This window comes from Aeromonas sp. 601027, from assembly GCF_049174455.1.
Taxonomy (GTDB): domain Bacteria; phylum Pseudomonadota; class Gammaproteobacteria; order Enterobacterales; family Aeromonadaceae; genus Aeromonas; species Aeromonas veronii_A.
This window is the reverse complement of record NZ_JAAKTN010000007.1, coordinates 94,249-108,805: the sequence shown is the minus strand read 5'-3', so window position 1 is coordinate 108,805 and position 14,557 is coordinate 94,249. Positions and strand designations below refer to the sequence as shown.

The window sequence follows — 14,557 nt, the reverse complement described above, 5'->3', positions numbered from 1 at the left end:
GCATTATTGCGGCCAGGGCTAACAGCCAAGTGCTGCTTTCCACCTTGGTCCTCTACTTATGCACGATCGCGATTCCCTGCTATTGCAGTGGGCACGCCGTATTTCCGGTGATGCCAATCTTCAGTTGACCCTCATTTCCGGTGATGCCAGCTTCCGTCGCTACTATCGCGGTGGTGGTCTGGTTTGGGTGGATGCCAATCCGAAAACCGAAAAAAATCATGAGTTTGTTCGTAACGCGGCGGCCTTGCAGGCGCGTCAGCTGTTGGCGCCAGAGGTCAAGGCGGTGGACTACGAACAGGGTCTGCTGGCGGTGAGTGACCTGGGCGATACTCAGCTGATCAGCTGCCTGAACGAACACAACGTACTGGCCTGGTATGGCAAGGCGATTGATTTGCTGCCCCGCCTAGGGGCGGTTGAACTGGCGCTTGAACCCTTCGATGCGGCATTTATGGCGCGGGAGAACAGCATTTTCCCCGAGTGGCTGCTTGGCCATCATCTGCAACTGAGCCTGAGCCATGAAGAGCAGCAACTGCTGGACGAGACCTTCGCTTGCCTCACTGCCTGCAATCTGGCCCAGCCGCAGGGGGTGATGCATAGAGATTTCCACAGTCGCAACCTGATGGTATGTGGCGGAGATACCCCCGAGAGCAGCCGGCTGGCCATCATCGATTTTCAGGACATGGTGATCGGGCCCCTGAGCTATGACCTGGTCTCCCTGCTCAAAGATTGCTACGTGCGCTGGCCGGATGAGGTGATCGATGAAGGGATGCGCCACGGTTTTGCCACCCTGCAACAGGCGGGGCTGCTTGGTGAACTCGATTATGCCAGTTTCCGCCGTGGTGCCGACCTGACCGGCATGCAGCGCCACCTGAAAGCGGCGGGGATCTTCACCCGGCTCTATCATCGCGACGGCAAGTCCGGTTATCTCAAGGATATTCCCCGCACCCTCGGCTATGTGGTGGATGTCTGTCGCACTCACGGTGGCGCCTATCCGGTACTGGCCCGTTTTGGTCAGTGGCTGGAGCAGGTGGTGTTGCCAGGGATCGCCAACGCTGGAGTTAAACCATGAAAGCGATGATCCTGGCCGCTGGCCGTGGCGAGCGGATGCGCCCGCTGACCGACCTGTTGCCCAAGCCGCTGCTGGCGGTGGGGGGCAAACCGCTCATCGTCCACCATATCGAAAAGTTGAAGTCAGCTGGCGTGACCGAGCTGGTGATCAACCACGCCTGGCTCGGCCACAAGCTGGTCGAGAGCCTTGGTGATGGCAGTGCGCTTGGTGTGACCATCCACTGGTCGGCCGAGGAGAGCGCGCTGGAGACCGCGGGCGGCATCGTGCAGGCGCTGCCACTGCTGGGCTCTGAACCCTTTTTGGTGATCAACGGCGATACCTGGCTCGATCTCGATTATCGCACTCTGGTCAGCCAGCCCCTTGGCGATGACTTGGCCCACCTCTGGCTGGTGCCCAACCCGCCCCAACACCCGAGCGGGGACTTTGCCCTGCAAGGGGGGCGAGTCGTGGATACGCCAGCGTTTACCTTCAGCGGGGTCGGACTATATGATCCGGCGGCCTTTGCCGGTCTCGCGGGCGGTGCCCGCAAGCTGGCGCCCCTGCTCCGTGACTGGATGGCGCAAGGGCGGGTGGGCGGCAGCCTGCTCGCTGGCGAGTGGCGCGATATCGGCACGGTCGACCGTCTGCGCGAGCTGGATGACCAGCTCCAGGCCCGCACTCATTAACTTCAAGAGGTCTTGAACCATGCGTATTTGGGGTAAGGTGCTGGGCGCCTTCTTCGGTTTTCTGCTCGGCAATATCATCGGCGCCCTGATTGGCCTCTGGATCGGCCACCGTTTCGACCGTGGCATGGGGCTGCAGGGGGCGTTTCGTCGCGGCCCGAGTCAGGAGCAGCAAGCCGTCTTCTTCCACGCCACCTTCTCGGTGATGGGTCATATCGCCAAGTCCAGCGGCCAGGTGACCGAACAGGAGATCCGGGTTGCCTCCAACCTGATGGATCGGATGCGATTGGTGGGGGAGCAGCGTGCCCGGGCACAGGAGTCGTTTCGTCTCGGTAAGGAGGCCGACTTCCCGCTACGCGAGACCCTGGCCGAGTTCCGCCGTGCCAGTCTGGGGCAGCGCGATATTCTGCGCTTCTTCCTCGAAGTGCAGTTGCAGGCGGCCTTTGCCGACGGGCGGGTGGAGGAGGGCGAGCGCGCCATTCTGCATACCATTGCCGACGAGCTGGGTTTCAGCCGCATCGAGTTGGCCCGTATTCTGGCGATGGCCGAAGCGCAGATGAACTTCTTCAATCAGGCTCATGGCCAGTATCAGGGGAGCCATTCCGGTGGCCAGCAGTATCGGCAGGCGGCACCCTCTGCGGATCGCCTCAAGAATGCCTACCAGTTGCTGGGGGTGAGCGAGAGCGACAGCGATCAGGATATCAAGCGCGCCTACCGCAAGGAGATGAGCAAGCATCACCCGGACAAGCTGGCCGCCAAAGGGTTGCCGCCGGAGATGATGGAGATGGCCAAGGAGAAGACCCAGGAGATCCAGCAAGCCTGGGAGTGGATCCGCGAGGCCCGCGGCATTCGGTAAGCGCCAACGTCGGGTTGGAATAGACAACAAAAAGCCCCGCAGCAGTGCGGGGCTTTGTTTTGCCGTGTGGCGCAGGCCGGGTTATTTGGCCGGAATCGCTTCCAGCACGTGCACCAGCAGTTGCCAGAAACGCTCGACTGCCGGGATATGTACCTTCTCGTCAGGGGAGTGGGCACCGCGGATGGTCGGGCCGAAGGAGACCATGTCCCACTCCGGATAGGCGCTCTTGAACAGACCGCACTCGAGGCCGGCGTGGATCACCATGACGTTGGGCATGGTGCCGAACAGGGTCTGGTAGCTGTTGCGAACCAGCGCCATGACAGGGGAGTCCACGTTCGGCGCCCAACCCGGGTAGGCACCGGTGAATTCGCAGCTGGCGCCTGCGAGGGTGAACAGGGAGCGGGTCATCTGCTCGATGCTCTCGCGGCCGGAGTCAATCAGGGAGCGGATCAGGCACTGGACGTACACTTCGCCATCCTGAGTCTTGATGACCCCCAGGTTGGTAGAGGTTTCGGTCACGCCGGGCATGGCATCGCTCATGCGCATCACGCCGTTCGGGCAGGCCATCAGGGCATCCAGCAGGCGCTGCTGCAGGGAGACGCTCATCAGCTTGGCCGGTTTGGCGGCGTTGTTGACCAGCACGGTCAGGTTCGGCTCGGTGGCGGCCAGTTCGGTCTGGTAGATCCCGGTGTAGCGGTCAACCAGCGCCTTGAACTCGTTTACGCTGACAGCAGGCACCAGCAGGGTGGCACGGGCTTCGCGCGGGATGGCGTTGCGCAGCGTGCCGCCGTGGATCTCGGCCAGACGAACACCCAGCGGCTCGGCTGCTTTGAGCAGACGCACCAGCAGCTTGTTGGCGTTGCCACGACCGCGATGGATATCGCAACCGGAGTGACCGCCACGCAGCCCTTTCACGGCCAGTTCGAACGCTTCGCCTTCGCTGGCATCAACCAGCTCGAGCGGGAAGCGGATATTGGCATCCACACCGCCAGCGCAGCCCATATAGACTTCGCCATCCTCTTCGGAGTCGGTGTTGAGCAGAATTTCGCCCTCCAGCCAGCCCGCTTCCAGACCGAAGGCGCCGGTCATACCGGTCTCTTCGTCTGTGGTCAGCAGCACTTCCAGCGGACCGTGCTTGATGGTCTTGTCAGCCAGTACGGCCAAGCAACCGGCCATGCCGATGCCGTTGTCGGCACCCAGAGTGGTGCCACGGGCCGTGACCCACTCGCCATCGACATAGGCATCGATGGGATCGGTCGCGAAGTCGTGTTTGGTGTCGGCGTTGGCCTGCGGCACCATGTCGATGTGGGCCTGCAGTACCACTGCTTTGCGATTTTCCATCCCCGGGGTGGCCGGTTTCTTGATGATGATGTTGCCGACCTTGTCCTGCTTGACCGCCAGACCTTCCCCTTGAGCCCATTGGATGATCCAGGCGCTCAGTTTGGCTTCATGTTTGGAAGGGTGGGGAATGGAGCAGATCTGTTCGAAGAAATGCCAAATCAGTTTGGGAGAGAGAGAGCTAAGCTGTGCCACGTCGGGACTCCTTACCAGCACGGAATTAACAGGGCCCCATCAGCGGGCCGGGGAAGAGGATAACGATAATACAGTCAATCACACAAAAATGTGAGCAATCAGCGCAAATCGCAGGCAGCTTGTGCTGGCTGATGGCAACCAGGCAGTACGATCGTCAGGTTCGGACGACGCTGATCGATAGAAAAGAAAATGTGTGACCTATCTCACAAAAATATTGAATTTTACGCACCGACTGGTAAATTAGCTCCCGTGGTTCGCCACCCGTCAGGATGACGATGAAAGCCTCCAGGGAACCGAAGCAAAGCAAGTGCGCCTCCATGGAACCGAGTGTTCGTTCAAGGATTTGAGCCCGCATTAAAGGTACGTAACTTGTTAAGCAATCAGGAGTTTCAATATGCCAGGCAGCAACTCAACCTATTGGTTTGCCCCCTCTTTGTATACCCAGGGTTTCAGCTACCCTAACCCCTTCGTCACACGTCGCTAAGACGAGCTGCCCAACCAGGCAGAGGCGAGAAAGCAGCAGGTGCGTGAGGTAAATCCTCCCCCTGCTATTTTTTTATCTGCGATTTGCCGCACAGTTCATTTGGACTCGGCAGCAGGGACGGCAGGTTAGTCGTTTGGCGCTCGAGATATGCCGAATGGAGAGGGTGATGCCGATTTTTCCTGTTTTTGGCATACGTTTGCCAGGCATTTTCTCTGCAAACGGTGCTATCATATCGGCCCAACAGCCTGTCCGCGGTTTGGACACATCATCTAACCGATCGCCGGATAAGCCCATCTTGCTTCCATTGTTATCAGATTTGCTGCCGAGGCTTAGCCCTGAGGCAGCCGAAGTGCAATCTGAATTCAGTCGGGCAAGGGCCGCCATTTACTGGCATCCGCAGGGAGAATTGCGGATGTTTTTATTTTAAGTGATTGTTTTTAAATAACTATTCGAGATCGATAACATGCCGAAAAAGTTCTATGCTCTTTAGTATGGGATTTTTGACATCTTAAAAGTCATTTTATATCAGCGGCTTACGGTTGATTGCTGGTTCGCTTGTTTCGATAGTGGCGGCAAAATGGCGGCAGAGGCTACTCGGTAGTTACATTGCTGGCTGATAAGGCTCTGTTTTGCAGGTAATAAAAAAGCACCCGAAGGTGCTTTTTTATTACTTAATCTTTCATGCCGCTTGTTTCGTGCATTTTCTTGGGCCACTAAGCTCAGGGCCGTTAAACTTAAATTTGTCTTTTTTCAGCTCTTTAGTCGCAGCCAGTACGTTACCAAGAGCTTCACCCAGGCGGCTGTATACATCTTGGGCGCCGAGTTTACGTTCATCGGCGCAATGCTGAGTATGTTTCATGTCATGCTCTCTATTTGCGTTGGCCTAAAATTCTTTAATCTAACGCATGTCTATTTGATCTGATTTTATACCAGTAAAGTCAACTTTTTCTTGGCTGTAAAGTGCGCTAGATCTCTGTGTCGAGTTGCACGTAGTTTTTCACTACTGCTACCGGCTCGTTTTGGGTGACTAATTCTACACTGTTGACACTTGATGTCGAGTGAAAACTGGTCAGTAAGTCCCAGCTTGATGCTCAGAACTTACTCCATGTTATCGGCATCAGAAGTCCCAGCTACAATCATGATGAACTGCTCTGCAAGTCCTGACACGGTTTGCACCATGTCTTGCCCGTCAGTTTCGAAGCCAAAGGTACGATAGTACGTTGTCAGTTCTGGCCCCACATCCACCAGTCTTACATTGGTACCATCTACGGCAGCAATGAACAAGTAAGATGCAATCACCATCATCTCAAAAACACGCCCCTTCAGGGGGTGTTGAGGGTTCCTTATGAAGGACTCGACCAGATGCATTTCTAGCGTATCAGTTTCAGGCTTGAAGACCCCTAGGATTGCAGCATCAAGAGTGTTCATCCCAGGTGCTACTTTCAGGGCAACGTCGAATGACCAATCATCGTTGCCATACTTAGTTAGCCCGACCTCCCAGTTTAAGAGCCCATACCCACCAGATAAGTAGGCCCAGTCAGACTCGTTTATGGGGCCAACACCGAGCTCTAAATCCATGTCATCAGTTACAGCTTGGATAGCATTCCGTACAGCCGATTTTATCTGGTTAGCATTCATTAGGTTTGGCCGAGAGTTGAGGGTTTTTCGATCATAACATTACTGTGTGGATGTACAGAAGCAGCATCCGGCACTCATACCGTATCTACCACAACCTTGTTGTCCTGCTTCGTTATTACTCGACTTCCGGCAGGTCGTCGATGGCGACTTCGAGGTTGATGGTGTTGGTGTAGCCGCTGTTGCTCAGGCTGTGGCTGACTTTGGTCAGCACCCAGCTGGCCTCGTCGATCTGCTGTTTGAACCCCCTGACTGTGGTGGGTTGTTCCGGGTATAGCTCGGGGCGGCCTTTGGCGAGGGTTATCTCGAACTCGGCAACGCCACGTTGCAGGCGTTCCCACTCGGCGCGGGCGGCGCGCATGGCGTTGGTCTGGTTGGCGTAGATGTGGCGCAGCACCTTGACGTTTTCGCTGTCGCCAATCAGCAGTTCGCGGCCTTCTTTGTCTACGGTGGTGTCACTCGGCAGTGCCTGCTCCGGCTTTGGCTTCTTCTTGCGTTTGCGCTTGAGGGTCGAGCCTTCGGTGGTGGCCTTCTTCGGGTCGTGCCAGTTGGCCACGACGCCGGTGTAAGCGTCACGGTCAGCAACGGCGAAGCGGTGCTGATCGCCGTCCTGGCGGGTGAGGGTGACTGAGGGGAGTGGCTTACCGCTGGCGGTGAGCCCCTTGCCCTGGCCGATAAACAGCAGCCGCCCTGATTTGATGGTAGTGATGGCGCCACATTGACCGGCCAAGCGGGTGAGGAAGGCGGGATCGCTTTCGTTCTGCTGGTCGATGTGGTCAATCTGCATGCCCTTGAAGCGTTCGGCGCAGGCTGGGATCAGCCCGTGGCGCTGGGCGATGGCATCGACAATGCTGCCGACGGTCTGCTGGTGATAGCTGGTCTGGCGCAGCTTGTTGAGGTTGCCGCGCAGATCGGCAGATTTGCCCCGGATGGTGAGCTTGTCCGGTGTGCCGGTGTGCTCCACCTCGTCGATGGTGTATTCCCCCTTATCAACCAGCGGTTGGCCCTGCCAGCCGATCATGATGCGCATTCTGGCGCCACGGCGTGGCATCGCCAGTTTGCCGTCGCTGTCGTCGAGTTCGATGTCGATGGTGTCGGCTTCAAACCCGCGATTATCGGTGATGTTGAGGCTTATCAGGCGGGGCCGGATGGTAGCGGATACGTCCTTGCCGTCGATCAGCAGCTGGTAAGCCGGAGCCGGATGATCGGCCCCGGTGATGCTGAATTGCCCCAGCTGGCTGGTCAGGGTGCTGGTGACAGCCGTCACCACGTTATCAGTCAGGCTCACAGCAGGCCCCCGATCTTGTTGCCGATGGTGCCGACGATGTTGCTGATGCCCAGCCGACTGGCGATGCCACCGATGGCGCGGCCCAGCAGCTTGTTGCCCAGGGTGTTTTCGTCGTCGTCCACCCGCTTGAGGTTCATGGTGAAATCCAGCTTGCGGGCGGCGCCGTCAGAGAAGAACTCGGAGCGGGTGACGCTGGTGCGCTCGATGACGAAATATCCCCGCATCACGCCATCCCCCTGGATCAGGGGGATGGCTTTGCCGGTGGCGGCCATTTCATGGAGTAGGTCGAGGGTAACAGGCCCGCCCGTCAGTTCAGGGTAGAGGGTGCCGGATAGCACAGTGGTTTCATCATCCGGCCCTGTGTACTGGTAGGCCGGACGAGCGCCCACCCGAGGGTTGCCCGGGTGGCGCCATGCACGGTCATCCTGTTGTGACTGGGGGGCGAAGGTGGAGCGCTGGAACACGAACCAGCCCAAGGTCATCATCATGGTGGTGCCTCCTTAGTTGGTGTCGCGCAGGCTGGCACGGGTGCGGGCAGATGCCAGCCGTTCGCGGCGGTCCAGTTCACGGCGTACCTCTTGCGCCACATCGGCGCCGGATTGCCCCGGCTGCTGCACGATGCTGATGGGAGCGTGGATCTGGGTTGTCCCGCCCCCTCTGGCAGGTGCCAGCTTGGGCGGTTGGTACATGGTCGGCCCGTAGCCGGTGGCAATGGCTGGCTGGTTATAGTTGCCGGTCAGGTAACCCGATTGCCGCACTGTGGCCGTGACCGCCGATCCCCCTTTCATCCAGTCCGGCAGAATGTCGGTGATGGATTTCACCTTGGCCTTGAGTTCTTCCCATTTGGCCGAGATACCGCCGATCAGGCCGTCGATGATGGCTTTGCCCGCGTTGAGCGCCCTGGATGGCAGAGTGGTCAGGTAGTCCCAGAATTCACCGGTGGCCGCTTTGCACTTCTCCCAGGTGGATTTGAACCACGGCCCGAGCTGATCCCAATTTTTGTAGATGAGGTAAGCAGCGGCAGTGATGGCGGCAATACCCGCGATAATCCAGCCGATGGGGGTGGTGAGGATGGCAAGCCCCAGTTTTACAAAGCCCATGGTTAGCCCCTTGAGCACGGTCAGCAGTGGCCCGCCCATGGTCAACATCATGCCAAACCCCATCTTGAGTGCGGCGATTGGCCCCAGCAGGCCAGCCAGCACCAGCAGCAGGCCACCGCCCACGGCAGCGGTGACGGCGATGATGGCGGCGACCTTGGTGATGGTGGCGGTGAGCTCTGGGCTTTCACGCATCCAGACGCCAGCGGCTTGGGTCATGCTGGTCACTTGCTGGATCAGGCCGCGCAGTGGCCCGTTCTGGGTTTCCAGCAGCTGGATGTTGAGGTCTTCCCACGCCGAGGTCATGTTATCCAGATCGCCGCGGGCGTTGTCCCCCATCACTACGGCCATCTCTTTCGCCACCCCTTTGCTCTGTTGCCGGATCATGGCGACGTATTTGGCAAAGCCACCGGCCCCGGCTTGGCCAATCAGTTCGGCCATCCCTGATGCGGCTTCTTCACCAAAGATCTCTTTGAATGCGGCCAACTGGTCAGCGTTGCCCATCTTCTCCGTTTGTTTGGCGACCTGGGCCATGATGTCCACGATGTTGAGCATGTTGCCGCTGGCGTCTTTGGTGGTCACCCCCAGACTTTTCATCAACTTGTCGGCTTTGCTGGTCGGCCCTGCCAGCCGGTTCAGCATGGCGCGCAGGGCGGTACCTGAGTTTGACCCCTGAATACCGATGTTCCCCAGCAAGCCAGCGGCGGCGGCCGCTTCTTCAAGGCTCATGCCTGCCTTGTTGGCGATGGGGCCCATGTATTTCATGGTTTCCGCCAACATGTTGAGGTCTACGTTTGATGTGGTCATGGTGAGCGCCAGCGTATCGCTGACCCTGCCCATCTGGGCCGCCTCCATCTTGAAGGCGCTGAGAATGTTGGAGGCAATATCGGCCGTCTGGTCAAGCCCCACGCCGGATGCTTTGGCGAGGTCGAGCATGTCCGGCATCGCTGCCTTAATCTGTTTCGGGTTAAAGCCAGACATCGCCAAGAAGCCTTGCGCCTGCGCGGCATCCATGGCGGTAAAGCTGGTTGATGCCCCGAGATCCCGCGCCTGTTGACGCAACATGGCCAGCTCGGCGCTGCCCTTCTGCAGGCGGGTGAGGGCCTGCACCTTTGACATCTGGGCGTCGAAGTCGATACCGACCGAGGCGATCGAGTTGATTTTGTAGAGCCCCGCCGCACCGGTGGCCATTCCGGCGGCGCCATGTCCTGCCATGGCATTCCGCAGGTTCATAGTCTTGTCGTAGTTGGCCTTGACCTGGACGAGGCGTTTTTGCTGTGCGCTGACCTGGGCCAGCTTGCTCCGTTGCTGTTCCAGTTGGGCGGTGGTGGCGGCCAGATCAGTCTTGAGTTGGCGCTGGTGCTGGCTGAGTTGCTTAGTGTTGATACCCGCCTGCTGCATGGCGGTTTTCATGGCGCCGTGTCGGCTGACCATTTCCCGCTCTTTGTTGGTGAGGTCACGCACTGCCACCTTGGCCTTTTCCAGATCGCGGGTCATGGCTTTGGTCGGGTTGCTGGTCGTTGCCAGTTCGCGGGCCATACGCTGGGCGGTTTGCTGCGCCTGAGTCAGTTCTGCCCGGGTGGCGCCGATCTGTTTGCCGAGGGTGCGATAGCCGTCAATCTGGCCGGACTGTTTTTCAAGGTCTCGCATTTTGGCCTTGGTGTCGGCGAGGTCTTTGGCGGTGATGCGGCTTTGGCCGGTGACGGCCTTGAGGGGGGCGGTGAGTTTGTCCACCGCCCCGAGCAGGATTTGTAACTTGAGTGTGCTCATGATTCGTCTGCCCCGTTGATGTGGTTGTATCGCTCAACAAGGCGTTGGTGCCAGCCCATCAGCTCGTCGAGCTCCATGGCCGCCATTTCAGACGGCGGCCAGTGGGCGATGATGGCCAAGTCGGCCATCAGGTCGTCTACGCAGTGAGGTAGGCCATTTTCTTCGGTACCAAAAAAGAGCCTACCTCATGCCCCAGTTGCATCAGGTCTGCCGGTTCGAGGGCGCTGACGTCAGCCTCGGTCAGTGCCGGGATGGTGATGCGCGGCAGCAGCTTGGTGAGGGCGTTGACATCCATCTGCAGGATGTCGGTCAGGTTGAGGCCGCGCAGTTCGCCGGATTGCGGTTTGCGCACGTTGATCTCGGTGATGGTGGTGTCGCCGCGCTGGATGGGGGTGTCGAGGGTGACTTTGTTCATTTTCATGGTGTTTGTCCTGTTCGGTATGTAGTAACGGGCGGCAGTGCCGCCCGGATGTGGTTGGGTGGATTAGAGGCCCATGGCCTTGCGGTGTTCGGCCATCATGTCGACGCCGCCGACTTTCCAGATCATGTTGATGGTGTCGATCTCGACCAGCTCTTCGCCGTCGATGGTCACCTTGTAGTAGGTGTTTTTCATGGTGACTTTTTGCTGGGAGTTGTCGCCGGTCTTGAGGGTGCCGCCATCGATCTGCTGGATGCGGCCACGCTGGACGATCTCGACCGCAGATACCTGGGCGGTGTCGTCTCGCTGGAATGAGCCCGCAAAGCGGAGCATGACGCCGTCAATCTTGGCTTGATGCTGCTTTTTGAACAGGGCCGCTTCGTAGCCGCCGAAGGTGAACTCGGTATCGAGGGCGTCATCCTCGAGGCCCATGTTGATATGGGCCGCCCCCGGCATACCGCCTGCGCGGTAGGCTTCGAGTTTCAGAGCCTGTTTAGCCGGTGTGTACTCTTCTGCGACGCCGATCCAGTTGTCGCCGTCGAGGAACTGGTTGAGGTATTTGAGTTTGCGAGGCAGTGCCATGGTTGATGCTCCTTATGCTGCGGCCACGCGGGCGGCGAAGTCGACCAGATAGCGGTCGGTGATGCGCTGCTGGAACATGAGGTTTTCAAGCGGCGGCACGGGGGTGTAGTCGTAGTCGATGTAGAGCTTGCCCGCCTTGAGGGTGTCTTTGTCGTTGACCTCCTCGTTGTACCAGCAGTCGAAACCGATGAGGTAACCGAGGCTGACCAGCTCGCGGCCCTTGGCCTTGATGCCTTCGATGATGTCTTTGACCAGGGTGGGGGTCATCGGCTTGTCTACCGCCCACATGTGGGCCTCGGCGATGGTGTCGGCGAGGATCTGGGCGGTGCGGGTGTAGTTCTCGAATTGGAACAGGGGGTCATCCGAGCAGGTGCGGGAGCCCCAGAAGCGGAACCCTTCGGACTGGATCAGGCAGGTGATGTCTTTTTCGTTGAGCAGGCCCGCATCAGTGTCGGGGTCTTGCAGGCTCCAGAACACTTGCTTGGTCAGCCCTTCTACGCCAGTTACGGCGACGTTGGAAAGGGTTTTATGCCAGCCAACCTCTTTGTCAATCTTGGCGCGCATGGCCAAGGCTTTGGCGGTGGCCCAGATGATGGACTCGGCGTTGGCGGTGGTATCCCACTTTTTGAAGTCGCCATGAACCAGCATGACTTCACGCTGGCCGAAGTTCTGGCGGTAGGCCAGCGCCTCGGTCGGGGTGTTGCAGCCGTGGGTTGAGACGTAGGTGAAGGCGCGCAGCTTGACCGCCACGGCGGCCAGTTCAGTGGCGACCGGCAGGGTGTCGAGCCCCGGCGCGCCGATGATGCGCGGGGTGATGCCGGTGGCAGAGCTGGCCCGTTGCAGAGCCTTGAGGCCGGTATAGCTGCCATCCGGCTTGGCGGCGCCGATGACGTTTGAGGTGGTCTCTTCGTCGGTGGCGCCTTTGGCAACGCGCACGACGATGGTGATGGTGTTGACGGTGTCGGCGATCGCTTGCAGCGCTTTGGCCAGGGTGCCTTGGGTGCCTGCTTTGCCAACGGCTTTTTGCACGTCGGTGATGATGACCGGGGTGTTGAGCGGGAAGGTGGTGGCGTCGGCATCTTCCGCATGGCCAAGCAGGCCGATCACGGCGGTGGCAATGGTGCGGATGGTGCGGGTGCCTTCGTTGACTTCGACGACGCGCACGCCGTGGTGGTAACTGTCGAGTGCCATGGTGGCGGTTCTCCTGTGTCCGGACGGAGGTGATCAATGTGAGCACGGTCAGGATGCAGGGGCGGCGCACGGCGGGCGAGCTGGTGCCGTTGTAAATGGCCGCTTTACAACAGCGGCAGAGTGACGGCAGGAATAATGAAACCCCCCCCGCACATGGCGGGGTGGTTGGTGATTGGATCAGATAACCCTATCCGGTTCGGTGGGCCACTGTGGCGATTCGGGCCAGCCATCATGTTCCTGCACAAGCGTCAGCTCGTAGCGGTAGCGTTGCCAGTCGGCCAGCAACTGGGTGTGCTCGGGCTTGGCATAGCCGCCATCGACGGCGGGTTTGATGATAGCTATTTGCTGGTTGGCTGATGCCAGGCAGTCAGCAAGTTGATACAGCGCTTTATCTTCTGGCGGCATTTCCACCGATAGTGGTGGTTTCATATCTTTGCCGGAGACAATCCACCCAGGAGCCACATCATCACTGCATTCCATCCAGTTCAGCCCTTCATAGTAGCGGCCAGATGGATCGGTATTGGTGGTTTCCATGACGACATTATTTTCAATACGAGCCCACATAATTTACCACTCCACAATGACCATACCGTTTAACCCATTTTGACCGGCGGAAACCTGATTTCCTGTGACTGTTGCGCCACCATTGCCACCGCTACCTAATGAAGTGATAGCCGCCCCTCCTAGCCCCCGTCCCACCGAGCCTCCTGCTGTGGTCGGTGTAGCAGCAATTCCGGCAGAACCATGGCCACCATAGCCATCAACATCACCGCCAGAACCTAATCCACTACTGCCTCCAGCTCCACACATCGAAGAGGTTGTTCCACCTATGGCGGAGTTCCCCGGGTTACCGCCGGTAGCACTACAAAACGATCCAAACGAGCTGGTTTGCCCCGGTAAAGCGATATTCAATCCATTTGTTGCCCCTATTCCACCGCTTCCGACAGTGATAGGAATGCTATCCCCTGGAGACACGTTGACCAACTTCTTGGCGTATCCTCCTGCGCCCCCACCGCCGCCACTGGCGTTGTAATTGGCGGAGGAGTTGGCACCACCACCACCACCGCCGCCACCGACCACTGTGACCATGACTTTATGCACGCCGGTTGGAACCACCCAGTGGGTCACACCCACCTGTTTGAAGGTTGCGATCTGTTTTCGAATGCCCATCTTTGCCAGTTTCAAGGCAGTGACGAATTTGGTGTCATCGGTACCGGCATTCACCTCTGCCTGGGTGGCGATCTGCGCCTTACCCTTCACGGCTTCACTGGCGGTGGCGATGGTTACCGCCCCGGTCATGCCATCCACCGATTGCACCGAGTCAGTCGGGGTGAGCAGTTCTTGCCAGTTGGCTAGGGTGGCGGCGCCCGATACACGCAGGATGAAGCTCTTGTTAAGGTCGGTTCGCACGGCGATATCCCCGACTTCGGCAGTCAGGGCCAGCATGTCGGCCTGGGTGTTGACGACAAAGGTGTCGGTGATGGCCGTGGCCGGGATCTGATTGACGGGGACTTTGCCACTGCCATCGAGCGTTGCCACCCCATTGGCTGTGCCTTTTTGCGCGCTGGGGACGGCATCAGTGATGCCATAGCCTGCCAGTGTTGTGGGGTTGCTACCGGCGGTGATGTTGCCCTTGGCATCGACGGTGACCGAGCGATAGGTACCCGCCACCACTCCTGAGTTTTTATAGGTGGCGGAGATGGTGATGTTGCCGCTGCCATCAAATGCCGCCTGACCGGTCACATCGCCCGCCAGGGCAATATTGCGGGCGGTGCTGAGCTTGTTGGCCTTGCCCGCCGCCGTGTTGCCCCCTTCGATATCATCGACGTGTTTTTTCAGGTAGGCGGTACGGTTGGCCAGCGCTTGTGCTTGCTTGTTGGAGATGCCGCCCGGGCCGCCCAGCACCGGATCACCGGTTTCGAGTTGGTAGATGCCAGCCTCCCAGCTGACGACCTCTTGTAAATTCGCCATA

15 protein-coding genes are annotated in these 14,557 nt (G+C 58.9%); 3 read left to right on the top strand and 12 right to left on the bottom strand.

The window, feature by feature from the left end; genetic code table 11:
• The first annotated feature begins 58 nt into the window (after positions 1-58).
• From G5193_RS11045 to djlA, 3 genes are read left to right on the top strand one after another with little or no spacing between them, the layout of a single operon-like run.
• Positions 59-1,069, top strand: a complete 1,011-nt coding sequence (locus G5193_RS11045; RefSeq protein WP_421206014.1) for an aminoglycoside phosphotransferase family protein — start codon at positions 59-61, stop codon at positions 1,067-1,069.
• A complete protein-coding gene (gene murU / locus G5193_RS11040; protein WP_421206013.1) occupies positions 1,066-1,734 on the top strand; it encodes an N-acetylmuramate alpha-1-phosphate uridylyltransferase MurU in 669 nt (222 codons plus the stop codon). Before G5193_RS11045 ends, murU begins: the two co-directional genes overlap by 4 nt.
• Before the next feature lie 19 nt (positions 1,735-1,753).
• A complete protein-coding gene (gene djlA / locus G5193_RS11035; protein ID WP_421206012.1) occupies positions 1,754-2,587 on the top strand; it encodes a co-chaperone DjlA in 834 nt (277 codons plus the stop codon).
• Positions 2,588-2,668: 81 nt separating this feature from the next.
• On the opposite strand, the gene G5193_RS11030 is transcribed toward djlA, so the two are convergent.
• From G5193_RS11030 to G5193_RS10975, 12 genes are all read right to left on the bottom strand, one after another.
• The gene (locus tag G5193_RS11030; RefSeq protein WP_219594688.1) at positions 2,669-4,120 is read right to left on the bottom strand and encodes an aminoacyl-histidine dipeptidase; all 1,452 of its coding nucleotides are present in this window, start codon (positions 4,118-4,120) and stop codon (positions 2,669-2,671) included.
• 1,163 nt (positions 4,121-5,283) lie between these two features.
• Complete coding sequence (locus tag G5193_RS11025) at positions 5,284-5,463, bottom strand: hypothetical protein (RefSeq protein WP_275115610.1); 180 nt, start codon at positions 5,461-5,463, stop codon at positions 5,284-5,286.
• Between the two features lie 239 nt (positions 5,464-5,702).
• The gene (locus G5193_RS11020) at positions 5,703-6,182 is read right to left on the bottom strand and encodes a hypothetical protein (RefSeq protein WP_421206011.1); all 480 of its coding nucleotides are present in this window, start codon (positions 6,180-6,182) and stop codon (positions 5,703-5,705) included.
• A 175-nt stretch (positions 6,183-6,357) separates the two neighbouring features.
• Positions 6,358-7,527 carry a phage late control D family protein gene (locus G5193_RS11015; RefSeq protein WP_421206010.1) on the bottom strand — a complete coding sequence of 390 codons (1,170 nt, stop codon included), beginning with the start codon at positions 7,525-7,527 and terminating at the stop codon, positions 6,358-6,360.
• Positions 7,524-8,015 carry a phage tail protein gene (locus G5193_RS11010; RefSeq protein ID WP_421206009.1) on the bottom strand — a complete coding sequence of 164 codons (492 nt, stop codon included), beginning with the start codon at positions 8,013-8,015 and terminating at the stop codon, positions 7,524-7,526. Before G5193_RS11010 ends, G5193_RS11015 begins: the two co-directional genes overlap by 4 nt.
• Positions 8,016-8,027: 12 nt before the next feature.
• Positions 8,028-10,394 (bottom strand): phage tail tape measure protein, encoded by a 2,367-nt coding sequence (locus tag G5193_RS11005; protein WP_421206008.1) that lies wholly within the window; start codon positions 10,392-10,394, stop codon positions 8,028-8,030.
• Positions 10,391-10,522 carry a GpE family phage tail protein gene (locus G5193_RS11000; RefSeq protein WP_108572652.1) on the bottom strand — a complete coding sequence of 44 codons (132 nt, stop codon included), beginning with the start codon at positions 10,520-10,522 and terminating at the stop codon, positions 10,391-10,393. Before G5193_RS11000 ends, G5193_RS11005 begins: the two co-directional genes overlap by 4 nt.
• 8 nt (positions 10,523-10,530) lie before the next feature.
• Positions 10,531-10,815 carry a phage tail assembly protein gene (locus G5193_RS10995; RefSeq protein ID WP_215803081.1) on the bottom strand — a complete coding sequence of 95 codons (285 nt, stop codon included), beginning with the start codon at positions 10,813-10,815 and terminating at the stop codon, positions 10,531-10,533.
• 63 nt (positions 10,816-10,878) lie between these two features.
• The gene (locus G5193_RS10990) at positions 10,879-11,394 is read right to left on the bottom strand and encodes a phage major tail tube protein (protein WP_421206007.1); all 516 of its coding nucleotides are present in this window, start codon (positions 11,392-11,394) and stop codon (positions 10,879-10,881) included.
• A 12-nt stretch (positions 11,395-11,406) separates the two neighbouring features.
• On the bottom strand, positions 11,407-12,585 hold the full coding sequence (locus tag G5193_RS10985; RefSeq protein WP_421206006.1) for a phage tail sheath protein: 1,179 nt from the start codon (positions 12,583-12,585) through the stop codon (positions 11,407-11,409).
• Between the two features lie 177 nt (positions 12,586-12,762).
• Entirely contained in the window at positions 12,763-13,149 is a 387-nt protein-coding gene (locus G5193_RS10980) for a tail fiber assembly protein (RefSeq protein WP_421206005.1), read from the bottom strand.
• Positions 13,150-13,152: 3 nt separating this feature from the next.
• The gene (locus tag G5193_RS10975; RefSeq protein WP_421206004.1) at positions 13,153-14,556 is read right to left on the bottom strand and encodes a glycine-rich domain-containing protein; all 1,404 of its coding nucleotides are present in this window, start codon (positions 14,554-14,556) and stop codon (positions 13,153-13,155) included.
• Between the last annotated feature and the right edge of the window lies 1 nt (position 14,557).